The 19,400-nt window shown below is 72.0% G+C and carries 17 protein-coding genes; 4 read left to right on the top strand and 13 right to left on the bottom strand.

Annotated elements, in window-relative coordinates:
* Positions 1 to 52 precede the first annotated feature (52 nt).
* Positions 53 to 814, top strand: coding sequence for an alpha/beta hydrolase (locus tag QC282_RS06510; RefSeq protein ID WP_279548246.1), 762 nt, complete (start codon positions 53 to 55; stop codon positions 812 to 814).
* A 43-nt stretch (positions 815 to 857) separates the two neighbouring features.
* Here the strand turns inward: QC282_RS06510 and QC282_RS06505 are convergent, their stop codons facing one another.
* Complete coding sequence (locus QC282_RS06505) at positions 858 to 1,820, bottom strand: LysR family transcriptional regulator (protein ID WP_279548245.1); 963 nt, start codon at positions 1,818 to 1,820, stop codon at positions 858 to 860.
* Positions 1,821 to 1,883: 63 nt separating this feature from the next.
* Here QC282_RS06505 and QC282_RS06500 point away from each other — a divergent pair, with 63 nt between their 5' ends.
* Both QC282_RS06500 and QC282_RS06495 read left to right on the top strand, forming a co-directional pair.
* On the top strand, positions 1,884 to 3,203 hold the full coding sequence (locus QC282_RS06500; RefSeq protein WP_279548244.1) for an MFS transporter: 1,320 nt from the start codon (positions 1,884 to 1,886) through the stop codon (positions 3,201 to 3,203).
* A gap of 164 nt (positions 3,204 to 3,367) precedes the next feature.
* On the top strand, positions 3,368 to 4,384 hold the full coding sequence (locus QC282_RS06495; protein WP_279548243.1) for a sigma-70 family RNA polymerase sigma factor: 1,017 nt from the start codon (positions 3,368 to 3,370) through the stop codon (positions 4,382 to 4,384).
* Here the strand turns inward: QC282_RS06495 and QC282_RS06490 are convergent.
* Positions 4,268 to 4,612, bottom strand: coding sequence for an STAS domain-containing protein (locus QC282_RS06490; protein ID WP_279548242.1), 345 nt, complete (start codon positions 4,610 to 4,612; stop codon positions 4,268 to 4,270). The genes QC282_RS06495 and QC282_RS06490 overlap by 117 nt on opposite strands.
* A 289-nt stretch (positions 4,613 to 4,901) precedes the next feature.
* On the opposite strand from QC282_RS06490, the gene QC282_RS06485 reads away from it, so the two are divergent.
* Positions 4,902 to 5,822: an AEC family transporter gene (locus tag QC282_RS06485; RefSeq protein ID WP_279548241.1), complete on the top strand. Its 921-nt coding sequence runs from the start codon at positions 4,902 to 4,904 to the stop codon at positions 5,820 to 5,822.
* Positions 5,823 to 5,920: 98 nt separating this feature from the next.
* Here QC282_RS06485 and QC282_RS06480 read toward each other — a convergent pair whose 3' ends face one another.
* The 11 genes from QC282_RS06480 to QC282_RS06430 all read right to left on the bottom strand — a co-directional run bounded on the left by QC282_RS06480 (position 5,921) and on the right by QC282_RS06430 (position 19,397).
* Positions 5,921 to 7,198 carry a thymidine phosphorylase gene (locus tag QC282_RS06480; protein ID WP_279548240.1) on the bottom strand — a complete coding sequence of 426 codons (1,278 nt, stop codon included), beginning with the start codon at positions 7,196 to 7,198 and terminating at the stop codon, positions 5,921 to 5,923.
* 81 nt (positions 7,199 to 7,279) lie between these two features.
* Positions 7,280 to 7,672 carry a cytidine deaminase gene (locus QC282_RS06475; protein WP_279548239.1) on the bottom strand — a complete coding sequence of 131 codons (393 nt, stop codon included), beginning with the start codon at positions 7,670 to 7,672 and terminating at the stop codon, positions 7,280 to 7,282.
* On the bottom strand, positions 7,669 to 8,946 hold the full coding sequence (locus tag QC282_RS06470) for an ABC transporter permease (RefSeq protein WP_279548238.1): 1,278 nt from the start codon (positions 8,944 to 8,946) through the stop codon (positions 7,669 to 7,671). The genes QC282_RS06475 and QC282_RS06470 overlap by 4 nt, the downstream gene beginning before the upstream one ends.
* On the bottom strand, positions 8,943 to 10,067 hold the full coding sequence (locus QC282_RS06465) for an ABC transporter permease (RefSeq protein ID WP_279548237.1): 1,125 nt from the start codon (positions 10,065 to 10,067) through the stop codon (positions 8,943 to 8,945). The genes QC282_RS06470 and QC282_RS06465 overlap by 4 nt, the downstream gene beginning before the upstream one ends.
* Positions 10,067 to 11,710, bottom strand: a complete 1,644-nt coding sequence (locus QC282_RS06460; protein ID WP_279548430.1) for an ABC transporter ATP-binding protein — start codon at positions 11,708 to 11,710, stop codon at positions 10,067 to 10,069. The genes QC282_RS06465 and QC282_RS06460 overlap by 1 nt, the downstream gene beginning before the upstream one ends.
* Positions 11,711 to 11,869: 159 nt before the next feature.
* Complete coding sequence (locus QC282_RS06455) at positions 11,870 to 12,919, bottom strand: BMP family ABC transporter substrate-binding protein (protein WP_279548236.1); 1,050 nt, start codon at positions 12,917 to 12,919, stop codon at positions 11,870 to 11,872.
* A gap of 268 nt (positions 12,920 to 13,187) precedes the next feature.
* Positions 13,188 to 14,243, bottom strand: a complete 1,056-nt coding sequence (locus tag QC282_RS06450; protein ID WP_279548235.1) for a BMP family ABC transporter substrate-binding protein — start codon at positions 14,241 to 14,243, stop codon at positions 13,188 to 13,190.
* A gap of 275 nt (positions 14,244 to 14,518) precedes the next feature.
* Positions 14,519 to 15,742 (bottom strand): amidohydrolase, encoded by a 1,224-nt coding sequence (locus QC282_RS06445; RefSeq protein WP_279548234.1) that lies wholly within the window; start codon positions 15,740 to 15,742, stop codon positions 14,519 to 14,521.
* A gap of 269 nt (positions 15,743 to 16,011) precedes the next feature.
* Positions 16,012 to 17,112, bottom strand: a complete 1,101-nt coding sequence (locus QC282_RS06440; RefSeq protein ID WP_279548233.1) for a hypothetical protein — start codon at positions 17,110 to 17,112, stop codon at positions 16,012 to 16,014.
* Positions 17,113 to 17,167: 55 nt separating this feature from the next.
* Positions 17,168 to 18,106, bottom strand: coding sequence for an N-acetylneuraminate synthase family protein (locus tag QC282_RS06435; RefSeq protein ID WP_279548232.1), 939 nt, complete (start codon positions 18,104 to 18,106; stop codon positions 17,168 to 17,170).
* A gap of 13 nt (positions 18,107 to 18,119) precedes the next feature.
* Positions 18,120 to 19,397, bottom strand: coding sequence for an N-acylneuraminate cytidylyltransferase (locus QC282_RS06430; protein ID WP_279548231.1), 1,278 nt, complete (start codon positions 19,395 to 19,397; stop codon positions 18,120 to 18,122).
* Between the last annotated feature and the right edge of the window lie 3 nt (positions 19,398 to 19,400).

The following is a 19,400-nucleotide window of genomic DNA, read 5'->3' as shown; positions in this document are numbered from 1 at the left end:
AGTGACCCGGAGGACCGGTCGCGTACACCCGGTCTTCTGACACTGTTCTGTCATGGCACAGCAAGCGACGCCGGTTCGCACGGCCCGGCTGGGAAGGGCGTTCGGTCCGGAGCCGACCGCGGTCAGCGGGGTGGTGCTGCTGCTCCCCGGTGGTGACGAGGTCTCGGACCGCAGACCGTCGCCGCTCCTCGCGACCGCCTCCGTACGGGCGTTGGGGCGCCGGCTGGCCCGCGCGGGCCGCGCGGAAGGGCTCGCCGCGCACGTCGTGCACTACCGCTACCGGGGCTGGAACGGCAGCGAGGCGCATCTGGCGCGCGACGCGGAATGGGCCGCCGACGCGGCCGTACGACGCTACGGCGATGTCCCCGTGTGTCTCGCCGGCCTGGACATGGGCGGCCGGGCGGCGCTGCACGCGGCGGGCCACGAGGCGGTCAACTCCGTGCTGGCGGTGGCGCCTTGGCTGCCGGAGGACGACGTGGCGGCGGAGCCGGAGCCGGTGCGGCAGCTCGCCGGGCGACGGGTGCTGATCGTGCACGGCACGAACGACGAGCGGACGGACCCGGAGCTGTCGTTCCGGCTGGCGGCGCGGGTGAAGAAGGCGAACCGGGACGTGTGCCGGTTCGAGGTGCACGGCGACCGGCACGGGTTGCACCAGTACCGGGACGAAGTGCTGGCGCTGGCCGAGGACTTCGTGATGGGCGCGCTGTTCGGGCGGCCGTTCTCCCGGCCGGTGGAGGACGCGTTCGCCGCGCCGCCTCCGATAGGGCTGCGGATGCCGCTGGCCGCGGGGTTCGGGTCCACGTTGCGGCGGTAGCGCCGTCACCGGTGCGCCGGCCGGTCTCACGGGTGGGGTCTCCTCAGTCGGGCAGCAGGTTGCCCCTGCGGGACAGCAGGAACTTCTTGAAGGCCGCGACCGGGGGTGTGTCCGGGTGGCCGTCCAGCCAGGCCACGCCGATCTCCCGCGCCGCCCTCGGGGCCGTGACCGTCAGCTCCGCCACTCCCGGGCGCGGCACGGCCGGTGGCGGCAGCAGGGCGACGCCCAGGCCCGCCGCCACCAGGCCGCGCAGGGTCTCCGCCTCCTCGCCCTCGAAGGCCACCCGGGGTCTGAAGCCGGCCTCCTTGCAGAGGTCGTCGGTGATGCGGCGCAGGCCGTAGCCGGGTTCCAGGGTCACGAAGGCCTCCTCGGCGGCCTCCGCGAGGCGGACGCGTTTGCGGGCGGCCAGGCGGTGGTCCGCGGGGACGACCAGGCGCAGCTTCTGCTCGTCCAGGCGGCGGGCGACGAGGTCGGGGGCGTCGGGGACCGGGGAGGTCAGGCAGAGGTCGAGTTCGCCGGCGCGGAGGCGTTCGAGCATCGCCTCGCCGTAGTTCTGGACGAGGCTGAAGCGGACGCGGGGGTGGTCGGCGCGGAAGGCGTGGATGAGGCCGGGGACCGTTTCGGCGCCCATGGTGTGCAGGAAGCCGAACGCGACCTTGCCGGTGGTGGGGTCGGCGTCGGCGCGGACCTCCTCGGCGGCGCGCTCGATCTCGGCGAGGGCCCGCTCGACGGAGGTGAGGAAGGTGCGTCCGGCGGGCGTGAGGGAGACGGTGCGGCCGCGGCGGGCGAACAGGTCGACGCCCAGGTCCTGTTCCAGGCGGACCATGGCGCGCGACAGCGTGGACTGCGGGACCTGCATCTCCTGGGCGGCGCGCGTGACGTGCTCGGTGCGGGCCACGCCGGCGAAGTAGGCCAGGCGCGGCGCCAGCAGTCTGGACATGTCTGTCGTGTCTTCTGTGTCACTGGACTGTGACAGGCGGGGCTGTGACCTCTGCTGATGCACCATGGGAACGATTATGACGATTCCATGCATTGGACGGATCAGTAAGGCGCTTCGTACGTTCTGGGTATGACTCCCGCCAGTACCGGGGCGTCCACCACCGTGGGCGCCGTGCCGTCTGTTTCCTCCACCGCCTCTGCCGGCGCCTCTTCGCCTGCCTCTCCCGGCGTCTTGGCCGCCGACTCCCGGGTGTCCCCCGGCGGGCCCGGTTACCGCCGGATGAGTTTCGCCCTCTTCCTGGCGGGCGTGGCGACGTTCGCCCTGCTGTACTCCACCCAGGCGCTGCTGCCGCTGATCTCCGGCGAGTTCGGCGTGAGCGCGAGCGACGCGAGCTGGACCGTGGCGGCGGCGACGGGCGGCCTGGCGGTGTTCGTCCTGCCGATGAGCGCCCTGTCCGAGCGGTACGGACGCCGTACGGTCATGACGGCGTCCCTCGCGGTCGCGGTGACCGTCGGTCTGCTGGTGCCCTTCGCGCCCTCGCTCACCGCGCTGGTGGCGCTGCGGGCGGTGCAGGGCGCGGCGCTGGCCGGGCTGCCGGCGTCGGCGACCGCGTACCTCGCGGAGGAGGTCACGCCGAAGGCCCTGATCACGGCGATCGGCCTGTTCGTCGCCGGCAACAGCGTCGGCGGGATGAGCGGCCGGGTCATCACCGGCTGGGTGGCGCAGGAGTGGGGCTGGCGGGTCGCCGTCGGTGTGATCGGCGCGATCGCGGTGGCGTGCGCGGTGGCCTTCCGGGTGCTGCTGCCCGCCCCCAGGCACTTCCGGCCGGGCTCGCTGCGCCCGCGGGTGCTGGCCCGCACGGTCCGCGGCCACCTGTCGAACCCGCTGCTGCGACGCCTGTACGCGATCGGCGCCCTGTTCATGACCGTGTTCGGCGGTGTCTACACGGTGATCGGCTACCGCCTGACCCAGGCCCCGTTCGGGCTGCCGCAGGGCATCGTCGGCTCGATCTTCCTGGTCTACCTGGTCGGTACGGTGTCGGCCTCGACCGCGGGACGCCTGGTGGGACGGCTGGGCCGCCGGGGCGCGCTGTACGCGGCGGGCGGCACCACGGCGACGGGCCTGCTGCTGTCCCTGGCCGGCTCGCTGCCGCTGGTCCTGGCGGGCCTGGTGCTGATCACGGCGGGCTTCTTCGCGGGCCACGCGGTGGCCTCGTCCGCGGTCAGCAAGACGGCCACGCACGGCCGCGCCCAGGCGTCCGCGCTGTACCAGTCGGCGTACTACATCGGCTCCAGCGCGGGCAGCACGGTGGGCGCGCTGGCCTACCACGGCGGCGGCTGGGCCGGGACGGTCGGCGTCGGACTGCTGGCGGTGCTCGGCGTCGTGACGATCACGGTGTTCGGGACGCGGGCGGCGCGGTCGCGGCGCCGGCTCGCGACGGCCGCCTGAGGAGTGCGCCCCGCGCGGATGGCCGGGGCGCGCGTACCGTACCAGCCGCCCCTCTCCTGACCAGCCGTTTCGCCGAGACGACAGGCCGTTGTCAGTGCGCTGCGGTAGCTTCCGAAGTGCTGGGCGCAAAGGCGCGACAGGACGGCCACAGGGGTGGGTGGACCATGACGAACAGCACGGCGACACCAGAGCTCGACGTAGCGCTGGAAAAGCACCGGACCGAGCTGACCGGGTACTGCTACCGCATGCTCGGCTCGTCCTTCGAGGCCGAGGACGCGGTGCAGGACACGCTGGTGCGCGCCTGGCGGAGCTACGACAAGTTCGAGGGCCGCTCCAGCCTGCGCTCCTGGCTCTACCGCATCGCGACGAACGTGTGCCTGGACATGCTGAGCGCGGGCAACAAGCGCGCCCGGCCCGTCGACCTCACGGAGTCCACGCCGCTCGCCCGGGCGGCCCTCACGCCCCGCCCCGACCACACCTGGCTGGAGCCCATGCCCGACGCGCGCGTACTGCCGACGGTCGAGGACCCGGCGGAGGCCGCGGTCGCCAAGGAGTCCGTCCGGCTCGCCTTCATGGCCGCCCTCCAGCAACTGCCGCCCAAGCAGCGGGCGGTGCTGATCCTGCGCGAGGTGCTGGCCTGGCGGGCGAGCGAGGTGGCCGAGCTGCTCGACACGTCGGTCGCGTCGGTCAACAGCGCCCTCCAGCGGGCCCGCGCGACCCTCGCCGAGCGGGGGCGCGACCGGGGCGCCGACGCTGCCGTGTCCGACCCGCTGGACGACGAGCAGCGCAAGCTCCTGGAGCGCTACGTCGCGGCCTTCGAGGGCTACGACATGACGGCGCTGACGGCGCTGCTGCACGAGGACGCGATCATGACGATGCCGCCGTTCGACCTGTGGCTGTCGGGCCCGGCGGACATCACCGGCTTCATGACGACGCTGGGGGCGTCCTGTGCCGGGTCGCGGCTGCGGCCGGTCGAGGTCAACGGCCTGCCGGGCTTCGCGCACTACAAGCCGGACCCCGAGCAGGGCGGGTTCACGCCGTGGGCGGTCCAGGTGCTGGAGATCTCAGGGGGGCGGGTCTCCGGATTCCACTTCTTCCTCGACACACAGCGCTGGTTCCCGCTGTTCGGGCTGCCCCTCCACCTCGACGACGAGGCCGACCAGATCGAGGAGGGCCGGTAGCGCGGGGTCGGGAGAGCGCAGCCTGATCCGGCCGCCGGCCCGCCGGGCGGCGAGCTGGAGCCGCGCCAGCAGGTCGACGTGGGCGAGCCCCGGCGGACCCAGCCCGCCGACGTCGCAGACCACGACACCGGCCCCGGTGTCCTCCAGCCGGGCGCGCACCTCGGCGCACAGCCGCGGCAGCTCCGTCCGGGAGACGGGGCCGGGCAGCACGAGTACGGCGGGTGTCATGGCGTCCACGTACGGTAGACCGGCGCCGCGCCCGTAACTCATCGCGCCCCGACAGCCGGCCCACCCCGGCCGGCTGCCACGCCGTGCCCAGGCCGCCCCGTGCCCAGGCGGCCCTCCACCGCCGCGCACCGCTCCGGCCCGACCCGGCCCGACCCGCTCCGGACCGCTCCGGACCGCCGTAAGGATCACATTGACCCGCGTCCGGGGTTGCCCGGAGGGTTGGGTGTATGGCCCACAGATCATGTCCGTCCGCGTCGGCGCATGCCCTTCTCCCGGTCGAGGGGGCGCCGTGCGGGGCGTGTTGAGCGGGTTCGCGGTCATCGCGGTCGTGATCGGGGTCGGCTACGCGATCGGTAGGCGGGGGCACCTCGGCGTCCACGGCCGCGAGGTGCTGACGAAGCTCGCGTTCCATGTGGCGTCCCCGGCGCTGCTGTTCACGATGCTCGCCGGGGCCGACCTGTCGGTGATCTTCTCCAGCCGGCTGCTGGTGACGGCGATGAGCACGGCTGCGGCGGCGGGCGTGTTCATCGCGGTCGGTGCCGTGCGCGGCTGGGGCGTGGGCCGCACCACGATCGGCGCGCTGTGCTCCAGTTACGTCAACTCCGGCAACCTCGGCATCCCGATCGCCGTGTACGTCCTCGGCGACGCGTCCCTCGTCGCCCCCGTGCTGCTGTTCCAGCTGATCGTCGTGACGCCGGTCGCGCTCACGGTGCTGGACCTGTCGGGCCGGGGCGGCAAGGGCCCGCTGTGGCGCCGGCTGCTCACCCCGGTCGGCAATCCGATAGCCGTGGCGTCGCTGGCCGGTGTGGCGGTCTCGGCGGTCGGCATGGAGATACCGGGGCCGGTGATGGACCCGCTGACCCTGATCGGCAACATGTCGGTCCCGGCGGTGCTGCTGGCCTTCGGGATCTCCCTGCACGGCAGCACGGCACCGGGCCGGGGCGCCGACCGCACCCCCGTGTTCCTGTCGGTCGCCCTGAAGGCGGTCGGCCAGCCCCTGGCCGCCTGGGCGCTGGCGGCGTACGCGTTCGGGCTGCACGGCGCGGCCCTGCTCGACGTGGTCGTCACCTCGGCGCTGCCCGCCGCCCAGAACCTCTACACCTACGCGAGCCGCTACCGCGTCGGCGAGACCCTGGCCCGGGACGCGATCCTGCTCTCGACGGCGGCGTCGGTACCGGTCCTGGTGCTCGTGGCGACGCTGCTCGGGTGAGGGACGCCTGCGCCGGGCTCTCGTCCGCCCCGACGCGCTTGCGCGGAAGGGCCGGTGCCCGGTCCGGCACCGGCCCTTCCGTGAGGGATGCGCGCCGCTCAGGCGATGCGCTCCAGCACCACCGGCGACGCGGTGAACGGCGTGCCCGGGGCCGCGATGTCGTACGAGCCGTCGACCGCCTCAAGGGCGTAGTCGAAGCGCTCGGGGGTGTCCGTGTGGAGGGTCAGCAGGGGCTGGCCCTGGGTCACCGTGTCGCCCGGCTTGGCGTGGAGTTCGACGCCCGCCGCCGCCTGCACCGGGTCCTCCTTGCGGGCGCGGCCCGCGCCGAGGCGCCAGGCGGCGATGCCGATGTCGTAGGCGTCGAGGCGGGTCAGGACGCCGGAGGCGCCCGCCTTCACCACGTGCTGTTCCTTCGACGTCGGCAGGGGCGCGTCCGGGTCGCCGCCCTGGGCCGCGATCATGCGGCGCCAGACGTCCATCGCCGAGCCGTCGGCCAGGGCCTTCGCCGGGTCGGCGTCCTGCACGCCCGCCGCGTCCAGCATCTCGCGGGCCAGGGCGAGGGTCAGTTCGACGACGTCCGCGGGGCCGCCGCCGGCCAGGACCTCCACGGACTCGCGGACCTCCAGGGCGTTGCCCGCGGTCAGGCCGAGCGGCGTCGACATGTCCGTGAGCAGCGCCACCGTCCTCACGCCGTGGTCCGTGCCGAGGCCGACCATGGTGGAGGCCAGTTCGCGGGCGTCCTCGATCGTCTTCATGAACGCGCCGGTGCCGGTCTTCACGTCCAGGACGAGCGAGCCGGTGCCCTCCGCGATCTTCTTGGACATGATGGAGGAGGCGATCAGCGGGATCGCCTCGACCGTGCCGGTGACGTCCCGCAGCGCGTACAGCTTCTTGTCGGCGGGGGCCAGGCCGTCACCGGCCGCGCAGATCACCGCGCCGACGCCGTCCAGGACGCTCAGCATCTCCTCGTTGGAGAGCAGCGCGCGCCAGCCGGGGATGGACTCCAGCTTGTCCAGCGTGCCGCCGGTGTGGCCGAGGCCGCGGCCCGACAGCTGCGGGACGGCCGCGCCGCAGGCCGCGACGAGCGGGGCCAGCGGCAGGGTGATCTTGTCGCCGACGCCGCCCGTGGAGTGCTTGTCGGCGGTCGGCCGGGACAGCGACGAGAAGTCCATGCGCTCGCCGGAGGCGATCATCGCCGCCGTCCAGCGGGAGATCTCACGGCGGTTCATGCCGTTGAGCAGGATGGCCATGGCGAGGGCCGACATCTGCTCGTCGGCGACCTCCCCGCGGGTGTACGCGTCGATGACCCAGTCGATCTGCTCGTCGCTGAGTTCGCCGCGGTCCCGCTTGGCGCGGATGACGGAGATGGCGTCCATGGCCGTGACTTCCTTCCGAGGGTGCGAAAAGAGCGCGGCCCCTCCGAGCACCTGACCAGCTCGGAGGGGCCGCACGTGGGTTTACTTGCCGAGGTACTCGGGCCCGAAGGCCTGCGGCAGCATCCGGGACAGCGGCAGGATGCCCTCCGGGGTCTCCAGCAGCAGGTCCGGGCCGCCGAACTCGTACAGCAGCTGACGGCAGCGGCCGCACGGGACGAGGATCTCGCCGCGGCCGTCGACACAGGTGAAGTGCGTCAGCCGGCCGCCGCCGGTGCGGACCAGCTCCGAGACCAGTCCGCACTCGGCGCACAGGCCGATGCCGTAGGAGGCGTTCTCGACGTTGCAGCCGGTCACCGTGCGGCCGTCGTCGACCTGGGCGGCGGCGCCGACCGGGTAGCCCGAGTACGGGGCGTACGCCCGGCACATGGCCTCCCGGGCCGCGGCCCGCAGGCTCTCCCAGTCGACGTCCGTCACTTGCCCTGCCCCTTCCGGTACGGCATGCCGTTGGCCCTCGGCATCCGCAGCCGCTGCGCGGACAGCGCGAGCACGATCAGCGTGATGACGTACGGCGTGGCGGAGACGACCTGGTTCGGGACCTCGTTGGTGCCGGCGTACCAGGCGAACACCAGGGCGCCGACGACCACGGTGATCACGGCCTGGACGTACTTCTTGCGGATCAGAAGCCAGATCGCGCCGATGACCAGCAGGATCGCGCCGAGCAGCAGCAGGGCGTGCACGTTGGCGGAGCCGCCGCGCAGGTTGAGGCTGTCGGTGTAGCCGAACAGGCCGGCGCCGATGGCGAGGCCGCCCGGCATCCAGTTGCCGAAGATCATCGCGGCGAGGCCGATGTAGCCGCGGCCGCTGACCTGGCCCTCCAGGTAGAACGGGTTGGCGACGATGGCGAGGAAGACACCGCCGAGGCCGGCCAGTCCGCCGGAGATGATCACGGCGAGGTACTTGTACTTGTAGACGTTGACGCCGAGGGACTCGGCGGCGACCGGGTTCTCGCCGCAGGAGCGCAGCCGCAGCCCGAACGGGGTGCGCCACAGGATCCACCAGGTGGCCGGGATCAGCGCGACGGCGACCAGGGTCAGCCAGGACACGTTGGTGACCAGGCCGCCGAGCAGGCCGGCGACGTCCGAGACGAAGAACCAGCCCTTGGCGTTGAGGTCGCGCAGCGCGTCGGACAGCCCCGGCACCGTGAAGTGGCCGAGGGACTCCACCGCCGGGGACTGCTTGGCGGAGCCGCCCTGGTGGCCCTCGAAGGCCAGGGGGGCGAGGTAGCGGGTGGCGCCGAGGGCGAGGATGTTGATGGCCACACCGGAGACGATGTGGTTCACGTTGAAGGTGACGGTGACGAGGGCGTGCAGCAGGCCGCCGATCGCGCCGCCGAGGATGCCGACGAGCACGCCGGTCCACGGGCCCCACTGGAAGCCGGCCCAGGCACCGAACCAGGTGCCGAGGATCATCATGCCTTCGAGGCCGATGTTGACGACGCCCGCGCGCTCGGCCCACAGGCCGCCGAGACCGGCGAGGCCGATCGGGACGGCGAGCTGGAGCGCGGTGGACATCTGGCTGACGTTGGTGATGCCGTTCGCGTCGGTGATGATGCGGACGATCGACGTCAGCGCCAGGGCCGCGGCGATGATCAGCAGCAGGACGGGCAGCGACAGGCGGCGGCCGGTCGGCGCCGCGGGCTGCAGCGTGGGCTGGTTGACGTCGACCGCCGAGGTCGGGGACGTGGTCATCGGCCAGCCACCTCCTTCTGGGTGTTGTCGGTGGCGCCGAGGACGTGACCGGCGGCGAGTTCGGCGCCGACGCGGCGCTGCTGGCGGCGCAGGCCCCACTCGCGGACGGCCTCGTAGGAGACGACGACCGAGAGCACGATCAGGCCCTGCATGATGACCGCGATCTCCTTGTCGTAGCCGTGGAAGTCGAGCTCGGGCGAGGCCTTGTCGAGCCAGGCCCACAGCAGGGCGGCGAACGCGATGCCGACCGGGCTGTTGCGTCCGAGCAGGGCGATGCCGATGCCGAGGAAGCCGATGCCGGTGGGGAAGTTGAGGCTGTAGGTGTGGGTGTCGCCCATCAGGATGGGCAGGCCCGCGAGTCCGGCGACGGCGCCGGAGATCAGCATGGCGGTGAGCACCATGCGCCGGGGGTCCACGCCGCTGGCCGCCGCCGCGGTCTCCGAGGCGCCCGAGGCGCGCAGGTCGAAGCCGAAGCGGGTGCGGTTGAGGACGACCCAGTAGCCGATGCCGAGGACGACCGCGAGGAGGACCAGGCCGTAGATCTCGCCGGCCGCGCCCATGCCGATGCCGGGCACCCAGCCGGATTCGTGCATCTCGCCGGTGGTGTTGTTGTTGCCGACCTTCACGCCGAAGACGTCCGGCAGCCACAGGTAGGCGATGACCGAGGTCGCGATCGCGTTGAGCATGATCGTGGCGACGACCTCGCTGACGCCGCGGGTGACCTTCAGCAGGCCGGCGATGCCGGACCAGAAGGCGCCGGTGCACACGGCGGTGAGGATCAGCAGCGGGATCTGGAGGACCGCGGGCAGGTTCGCGTGGGCGCCGACGACGGCGGCCATCATGGCGGCGAGCTGGTACTGGCCGTCGACGCCGATGTTGAACAGGTTCATGCGGAAGCCGATGGCGACCGCGAGCGCCGCGATGTAGTACATCGAGGCCTGGTTGACGATCAGGACCTGGATGTCGGAGAACGACGCCTGCTCGAACATCAGGGCGAACGGCTCGACGGGGTTCTTGCCCGAGGCGATCAGGACGATCGCGCTCAGGACGAAGGCCACGGCGAGCGCGATGACCGGGCCGGCCACCGCGAGGAGCACGCGCTCCTTGTCGAACTTCTTCATCAGCGGGCCTCGTCTTCCGGAGCCTCGGGAGACTTGCGGAGGTCGGGAGTCTCGGGGGTGGTGTCCGCCGCCGTCCCGGGGGTCTCGTCGTGTTCGAGGTGCCCGGTGGCGGCGCCGGTCATGGCGGAGCCGAGTTCCTCCGGGGTGATGGTGGCCGGGTCGGCGTCGGCGACCAGCTTGCCGTTGTAGATCACGCGGAGGGTGTCGGACAGGCCGATCAGCTCGTCGAGGTCGGCGGAGATCAGCAGCACGGCCAGGCCCTCGCGGCGGGCCTCGCGGATGTGGTCCCAGATCGCGGCCTGCGCGCCGACGTCCACACCGCGGGTGGGGTGCGCGGCGATGAGGAAGCGCGGCTGGTGGCTCATCTCGCGGCCGACGATCAGCTTCTGCTGGTTGCCGCCGGACAGGGAGGCGGCGGTGACGTCGATGCCGGGGGTGCGGACGTCGTACTTGGTGACGATCCGCCGGGTGTCCTCCTGGGCGGCCTTCGGGTCGAGCCAGACGCCCTTGGCGTTGGGCTTCTCGGTGACGTGGCCGAGGATGCGGTTCTCCCACAGGGGCGCTTCCAGCAGCAGGCCGTGGCGGTGGCGGTCCTCGGGGATGTAGCCGATGCCCTCCTCGCGGCGCCTGCGGGTGGGCCAGGCGGTGATCTCGTCCTCGGCCAGCCGGATGGTCCCGGAGTCGGGTGCCCTCAGGCCGATGAGCGCGTCGACCAGTTCGGTCTGGCCGTTGCCCTCGACGCCCGCGATGCCCAGCACCTCGCCGGCGTGGATGGTGAAGGTGATGTCGTCCAGCAGGGCCTTGCCGCCCGGCGCCTGCAGGCGCAGCTTGTCGACGGTGATGACGGGCCGGTCGGTGACCGTCGACTCGGCGGTCTCCGGCGTCGGGAGCTCGCTGCCGACCATCATCTCGGCGAGCTGACGGGGCGTCGTCTCGGCGGGGACGGCCGTGCCGACGGTGGTGCCGCGCCGGATGACGGTGATCTCGTCGGCGACGGAGAGGACCTCGCCGAGCTTGTGGGAGATGAAGATGACCGACAGGCCCTCGGAGCGCAGTTCGCGCAGGTTGGCGAAGAGGGCGTCGACCTCCTGCGGGACGAGCACGGCGGTCGGCTCGTCGAGGATGAGCGTGCGGGCGCCGCGGTAGAGGACCTTGAGGATCTCCACGCGCTGGCGGGCGGCGACGCCGAGTTCCTCCACGAGGGCGTCGGGGCGCACGTCGAGGCCGTAGCGCTCGGAGATCTCGTTGATCCTGCGGCGGGCCCTGGCGCCGATGCCGTGCAGCTTCTCGCTGCCGAGGACCACGTTTTCGAGCACGGTGAGGTTGTCGGCGAGCATGAAGTGCTGGTGCACCATGCCGATGCCGCGGGAGATGGCGTCGGCCGGCGACGAGAAGGTGACCTGCTCGCCGTCGACGCCGATGGTGCCCTCGTCCGGCTTCTGCATGCCGTAGAGGATCTTCATCAGGGTCGACTTGCCGGCGCCGTTCTCGCCGACGAGGGCGTGGACGGTGCCCTTGCGGACCGTGAGGTGGATGTCGTGGTTGGCCACGACGCCCGGGAATCGCTTCGTGATCCCGGCGAGCTCGACGGCGGTCGTACCGCCTGCCGCCGCTCCGGCCGGAGGGCTGCTGGACGCGTTGATGGCGCACTCTCCTGTGGACGGGGGTCGTCTACGCGCGTAGCGCCCCTACGGCATCGATGGGAGTGACGACCGGGACAACGGGGCACAGGGAGGCAGGCCTCCCCGTACCCCGTTGAGCGGACGTAACCCCGGGGTTACACGCTGCTCGAAGTCGTGCTGTCAGCTGCTCTTGACCTTGATCTCGCCGCTGATGATCTTCTCCTTGGCCTCTTCGACCGCCTTCTGGAGCTCGGCGTTCTCCTTGAACTCGGGGTTCGAGTCGGAGAGGCCGACCTCGCCGGTCTTCAGATCGCCCCTGACGATACCGGTCTGCGGCTTGCCGTCCTCGACCGACTTCGCCAGGTTGTAGACCGCCTTGGCGACGTCCTTCGTCGCCGAGGTGAGGATCGCGTCCTTGAACTTGGCGAGGGCCGCCTGCTTGTACTGGTCGGAGTCGACGCCGATCGCCCACACCTTGTTGGCGGCGGCGGCCTCGATGACGCCCTGACCGGACAGACCGGCCGCGGCGTAGACGACGTCGGCCTTCTTCTCGATCTGGCCCTCGGCGGCCGTCTTGCCCTTGTCCGGGCTGGAGAAGCCGCCCTCCTCGGCCGTCTGGGTCAGGTACTGCGTCAGCACCTTGGCCTTGGGGTTGGTGTCCTTGACGCCCTGCGCGAAGCCCGCCTGGAACTTGTGGATCAGCGGGATGTCCACCCCGCCGACGAAGCCCACGACGTTGCTCCTGGTGGACTTGGCGGCCGCCACACCGGCGAGGTAGGAGGCCTCTTCCTCGGAGAACACGAGGTCGGCGACGTTCTTCGCCTCGACGGTGGAGTCGTCCACGATGCCGAAGGTGGTGTCCGGGAACTTCTCCGCGGCGCCCTTGAGGGCGGTGGCGTACGCGTAGCCCACCCCGATCACCGGGTTGTAGCCCTGCTTGGCCAGCGATTCCAGGCGCTGCTGCTTGTCGGCGTCGGTCTCGCCCTCGGTGGGCTCGATGTCGGCCGTGTCGTAACCGAACTCCTTCTCCGCCTTCTCCAGGCCCGCGTACGCCGCGTCGTTGAAGGACTGGTCGCCCCTGCCGCCGACGTCGTACGCGATGGCGAGGCCCTTGTCGCCCTTCGACTCGGACGAGCCGGCGGAGGTCGAGGTACCGCCGCAGGCGGACAGCGCGAGGGCCAGGGAGGCGGTCGCTGCGCCTGCGACCGTGATCCGGGAAATCCGGCGCATGTGTTGGTGCTCCTGTCGTACAAGCGCCGGGACGGTTCGGCTGCGGCGCTGGCTTCCGCCGCAGATTAACGCGCGTAGACCTGCCTGAAAACCCCTTCTGTCCACCTTGTTATGCGCCCGTGGCCTGAGGCGCGCGACACGGCGGACGGGGCCGTCCGGGACCTTGCCGAACGCAAACACCGGGTGGCGTTCGGTGACCTTTCCGGGACGCGCGAAGCGGGCGGGCGCCGTCCGGCGCCCGCCCGCTTCACCGGGTTCGGTCCCGGCCCTACTCGGTCTTCACCTTGATGGAGCCGTCGATGATGCCTTCCTTCGCCTTGGCGACCGCGTCCGCGAGGCCCGCGACCTTGGCGAACTCCGGGTTGCTCTCGGACAGGCCGACGCCGTTCTCCTTCAGGTCGAAGGTCTGGGTGCCGGTCAGCGGCTTGCCGTCCTCGACGGACTTGGCCAGCGTGTAGACCGCGCCGCCGACGTCCTTGAGGGCGGAGGTGAGGATGTACTGCTTGTACGCCGACAGCGCCGCCTGCTGGTACTGGTCGGAGTCGACGCCGATCGCCCAGACCTTCGCCTTGGCGGCGGCCTCGATGACGCCCTGGCCGGACAGCCCGGCCGCCTGGTAGACGACGTCGGCCTTCTTCTCGATCTGGCCCTCGGCGGCGGCCTTGCCCTTGTCGGGGCTGGAGAAGCCGCCCTCCTCGGCCGTCTGGGTCAGGTACTGCGAGACGACCTTGACCTTGCCGCCGCTCGTGTCCTGCACACCCTGCTTGTAGCCGGCCTCGAACTTGTGGATCAGGGGGATGTCCACGCCGCCGACGAAGCCGACGGTGTTGGTCTTGGTGGCCTTGGCCGCGGCGACGCCGGCGAGGTAGGAGGCCTGCTCCTCGGCGAAGACGAGGGACGCGACGTTCGCGCCCTCGACGACGGAGTCCACGATGCCGAAGGTGGTCTTCGGGTACTTCTTGGCCACGGCCTCCATCGCGGGGCCGTAGGCGAAGCCCACGCCGATGACCGGGTTGTAGCCCTGCTTGGCGAGCGACGCGAGGCGCTGCTCCTTGTCGGCGTCGGTCTCGCCCTCGGTGGGCTCGATGTCGGCGGTCTTGTAGCCGAACTCCTTCTGGGCCTTCTGCAGACCGGCGTACGCGGCGTCGTTGAAGGACTGGTCGCCCTTGCCGCCGATGTCGTACGCGATCGCGAGGCCCTTGTCGTCCTTGGTCTCGTCGCCACCGCTGCCGCTGTCACCGCTGGTTCCGCCGCAGGCCGTGGCGGCCAGCGCGAGCGACGCGACCCCCACCGCGACGCGGGTCAGTTTGGTCATCCGACGCATTGTGAGGTTCCCCATTCTCCAAGCCCCGCCGTGGGTGCTGAGTTCGGCGCACATTAACGCGCGTAGACACTTCTGGGAACGGGGTTCCGCCGGGCCGTTATCCATTCGTGCCGATGGCCGGTTACGGCCTTGTGAACCACCGGAATGAATGGGTGCGCCCGGGACAGAGGTGCGCCCGCTCCACCCCGCACGGCGTCAGGCTCTCCCGCCCCGGCCCCGGCCGCAACCGGAGTACGCGCATCCGGTGACGGCCGGGACGGTTCTGCGGCCGGTGTCTACTGGGTCGCGTCGAGCAGCGCGGCGGCCGTGAACAGCTCGACGCCCACGTCGATCGCCGACTCGTCGGCGTCGAAGTCGCCCTGGTGGAGGTCCCGCACCAGGCGCTCCCCGGGGGTGCGCACACCGAGCCGCGCCATGGCGCCCGGCACGTGCTCCAGATACCAGGAGAAGTCCTCGCCGCCCAGGCTCTGTTCGGTCCCCTCGACGGAGAGCACGCCGCGCCGGGCGATCATGGCGTCCCGCAGCAGACCGACCACGTCGGGGTCGTTGACCACGGGCGGCACGCCGCGGACGTAGTCGATCTGCGGCTTGGCCCCGTGCAGGTTGGCGACCTCGTCGATCGCGGCGACCAGCAGGTCGGGGGCCTGCCGCCAGGCCTCGATGTCCAGGCAGCGCACGGTCCCGGACAGCTCGGCGTGCTGCGGGATGACGTTCGGCGCGTGGCCGGACTCGATGCGGCCCCAGGTCACGGCGACTCCGCTGCGGCTGTCGACGCGCCGCGCGACGAGGGCGGGCACGTCGACGGCGACCCGGGCGGCGGCCGTGACCAGGTCGGTCGTCAGGTGCGGCCGGGCGGTGTGGCCGCCGGGTCCGTCCAGCGCGACTTCGAGGCGGTCGCAGGCCGAGGTGATCGCGCCGTGCCGCAGGCCGATCTTCCCGGCGTCCACGCGGGGGTCGCAGTGCACGGCGACGATCCGGGCGACGCCGTCCAGGACGCCGCACGCGATGGCGTCGGCGGCACCGCCCGGCAGCACCTCCTCGGCGGGCTGGAAGATCAGCCGCACCGGCCGCGGCAGCAGCCCGGCCCGGTGCAGATCGGCCAGTACGAGACCGGTGCCCAGCACGACCGTGGTGTGCACGTCGTGTCCGCAGGCGTGCGCGCGGTCCGGCACGGTCGAGCGGTACGGGCACTCACTCTTCGTGTCCGGGATGGGCAGCCCGTCGATGTCGGCCCGCAGCGCGAGCATGCCGGGGCCCGGGTCGAGCCCCTCACCGATGTCGCACACGAGTCCGGTACCGCCGGCCAGCACGCGGGGCCGGAGGCCGGCCTGCTCCAGCCGTTCCTTGATCGCGGCGGTGGTACGGAACTCCTGGTTGCCGAGCTCGGGGTGCATGTGCAAATCGCGCCGGAACACGACAAGCTCGGCACGGAGCGCCTCGGGGAGCGCACCGGGAAGCACGGCTTCCCCGGGGAGGTCGGCCTCGGACTCTGGAGACATCAGTTGCTTCACCCTCTGAAGGGTAGGACGCCGGAGTGGTCGACCGACCCGCGATCAACAAAACTTCAACCCGTTCGGGAAGAAAAAATTGACCGGCCGACGCATAGCTGTCGATGGAGGCGGGTAAACTGCCCGATTTTCTCACGGCTTGGATCATGAGAGCCACGGAGAGTAACCCGCTTCTCCACAGGTACCACGGCGCGCGCAGCCCATCCCGGCGATGTTCACCCATTGGACATCGCTCCACCGGTGCTCCGGGGGGGTGGGGTTCAGCCGGCGCTGACCGCAGCCAGCCGGTCCACTCCCCGGGCCGTGCCGGTGACGCCGGACAGGAAGCCGCGGGCCCGCGGGGACGCCCCCTGGGTCAGCCACGCGGGGTCGATGTCGCACACGGCCACCCGGACCTCGGTGCCGGCGAGCGCCAGCGGCAGGGTGTGCACCACGGTCGACGGGAAACTGAGGATGGTCCGGCCGATGGGGCCGCGCCGGGCGATGAGCTCCAGGGGCAGGTCGGGCCGGACGACCTCAAGGCCCGTGTCCACGGCCAGCCGGTGCAGTTTGTCGGCGCTCTCCCGGCGGTGGGCGAAGTAGCGCGTCGCGCCGTGCGTCTTGGCGAGCGCCCGCACGGCGTCCAGGTAACGCTCGCCGTCCACGACCCCGGTCTCCACCAGGGAGGTGCCCACCATGTCGGCGCCCTTGGTGATGCGGGGCGGGCCGAACCGGGCGCGGGTCCAGCCGAAGTCGTGGGCGGTGACGGTCACACCGCGCGGCGTCTCCTCGATCGGCATCGAGGTGAAGATCTGCACCCTGCGCCGCTCGCTGGGGGTGAGCCGGCGCCGGGCCGAGGACGACACCGGCGCGAACACCAGGTCCCTCGGCCCCGGGCGGCCGCCCTTGCGGTGCCAGCGCACGAGGCGTTCGCCGCGGGCGAGCTGGCCGACGAACTCCATGGTCGCGGTGCCGTCGTCGACGACGACCAGTTCGTTCGCCCGGGTGATGGTCAGCAGGAGCTGCACGTACCGGGAGAACGGGTCCCCCAGCACGACGCGGCCGGCCCGGCGGAGGAGGCCCGCCAGGCCGCCGATCGTCTGGAACGGTGCCGCCGCACCGCCCCGGGCTTCCTCCCAGCGGACCTCGTAGCCCTCCTGACGGGCCAGCTCCGACATGCGCCGCAGCTGGCCGCGCGTCATCGGGTCGTTCGGCGAGAGCACCACGAGGGTGACCCCCGCCCGCGACGCCGCGTCCCCTCCCCCGCCGTCCCCCGCGCCCGGGGTGTGCGCGTGCGCCCACTCCAGCACGTTCAGCAGCTGTACCGGGCTCTCGACGAAGGCGAGAGTGTGGGGGCCGGCATTCCCGGCGCGGGGGCTCATCGGCGTACGACCGTCCCGTCTGGGCGTCAGGGCGTGGGGGAGGGTGGGGCAGGGATCAGACCGTGACCGGCTCGCCCGCGGCGTCGGCGATCTCCGCCTCGGCGACGACGCCGGCGACGCGGCGCAGCTTCTTCATCGGGCCGAGCTCGGACTCGTAGACCTTCTTCACGCCGTCGCCGAGGGAGGCCTCGATGGTGCGGATGTCGCGCACCAGGCGGGTCAGGCCCTGCGGCTCGACGGAGGCGGCCTGGTCGGAGCCCCACATGGCGCGGTCCAGGGTGATGTGGCGCTCCACGAAGACGGCGCCGAGGGCGACGGCGGCGAGCGTGGTCTGCAGGCCGGTCTCGTGGCCGGAGTAGCCGATCGGGACGTTCGGGTACTCCTTCTCCAGCGTGTTGATCACGCGGAGGTTGAGCTCCTCGGCCACCGACGGGTAGGTCGAGGTGGCGTGGCACATGAGGATGTTCTCCGAGCCCAGGACCTCGACCGCGTGGCGGATCTGCTTCGGGGTCGACATGCCGGTGGAGAGGATGACCGTGCGGCCGGTGGCGCGCAGGGCGCGCAGCAGCTCGTCGTCGGTCAGCGAGGCGGAGGCGACCTTGTGGGCCGGGACGTCGAACTTCTCCAGGAAGGCGACGGCCTCGGTGTCCCACGGGGAGGCGAACCAGTCGATGTTCTTCGACTTGCAGTACTCGTCGATCCGGCGGTACTCGTCCTCGCCGAACTCCACGCGGTGGCGGTAGTCGATGTACGTCATCCGGCCCCAGGGGGTGTCGCGCTCGATGTCCCACTGGTCGCGCGGGGTGCAGATCTCCGGCGTGCGCTTCTGGAACTTGACCGCGTCGCAGCCGGCCTCGGCGGCCACGTCGATGAGCTTGAAGGCGTTGTCGAGGTCGCCGTTGTGGTTGATGCCGATCTCGCCGCAGATGTAGACGGGCCTGCCGGGGCCGACCTCACGCGAACCGAAGGTGCGCAGGCGGGAGTTGGTGCTCATGTCAGGGAGTTCCTTACTTGGTGAGGGAATCGAGAGAGTCGAGCGAGGGTCCGAGAATCCAGCCGGCGATCTCTCGGATCGCGCCGTCGCCACCGGGGACGGTGGTGACCGCGCGTGCGGCGCCGCGCACGACGTCGTGGGCACTTCCGACCGCCACGGGCCAGCCGACGAGGGCGAAGCACGGGAGGTCGTTGACGTCGTTGCCGACGTAGAGCACGCGCTCCGGCGCGATGCCCTGCTCCTCGCACCACTGCTTCAGTGCGAGGTCCTTCCGGTCGATGCCGTGCAGGACCGGGATCTGCAGCTTCCGGGCCCGCGCGGCGACGACCGGGTTCTGTTCCGTGGACAGGATCAGCATCTTCAGCCCGCTCCTGCGCAGGGCCGCGATGCCGAGTCCGTCCCCGCGGTGCACGGAGACGAACTCCCGTCCATCGGCGTCGATCAGCACCCGGTCGTCCGTCTGGGTGCCGTCGAAGTCCAGTACGACCGCGTCGATGTCGCCGGCGGTCGGGAGGGCGCCGGGCCGCGTGGCGTCGAACAGCGGCGCGAGCGCGCGGGCCCGGGCGAGGTCGTGCGGGTCGTCGATCTCCAGCACCCGCGCCGGGTCGGTGCGCACGAGTTCGGTGCGGCCGAAGAAGCGGTGCTGGTGCTTGCGGAAGCCGGCCGCGTCCATCGCGTAGGCGGCGCCGGTCTCCAGCAGGTCCTGGGGGCGGTCCTGGCGGCGCGGCCGGAACGACTTGTCGTGGTTGACGCCGTACCCGCCGCCGACCGCCGCGTCGGCCTCGGGGGCGCTGCCCGCCGTGACCGCCGCGTCCTGCGCGTCCCGCCAGACGAAACCGTGGAAGGGGGCCACGGCCACCGCCGTGTCCGCGCCGTTCTCGACGACGGCCGCGGCGACGCCGTCGACGTCCTCCCGGACGATGAACGGGCTGGTGCACTGCACGAGGAGCACCGCGTCGACGACCGAGCCGTGCAGCGCCTCGTGGGCGTCCATGGCGTGCAGGACGGCCGCCTCGGAGGTGGCCGTGTCGCCGGCGATGGCGGCGGGCCGCAGCACCACCTCGGCGCCGGCTTCCCGCGCGGCGGCGGCGATGGCCTGGTCGTCGGTGGAGACCACGACGTCCGTCACGAGCCGGGCGGCCCGGCACTCGCGCACGGCGCGGGCCACCAGGGGTACGCCGCCGACGGGGGCGAGGTTCTTCGCGGGCACGCCCTTGGAGCCGCCGCGCGCGGGAATCACCGCGAGCACGCGGCGCACCGAAGCGCCGGGTCCCGCTTCCGGGTTGGACATGGG

The sequence above is a fragment of the Streptomyces sp. DH24 genome (assembly GCF_029813775.1).
Classification (GTDB): Bacteria; Actinomycetota; Actinomycetes; order Streptomycetales; family Streptomycetaceae; genus Streptomyces.
This window is presented reverse-complemented; position numbering and strand designations above follow the sequence as displayed.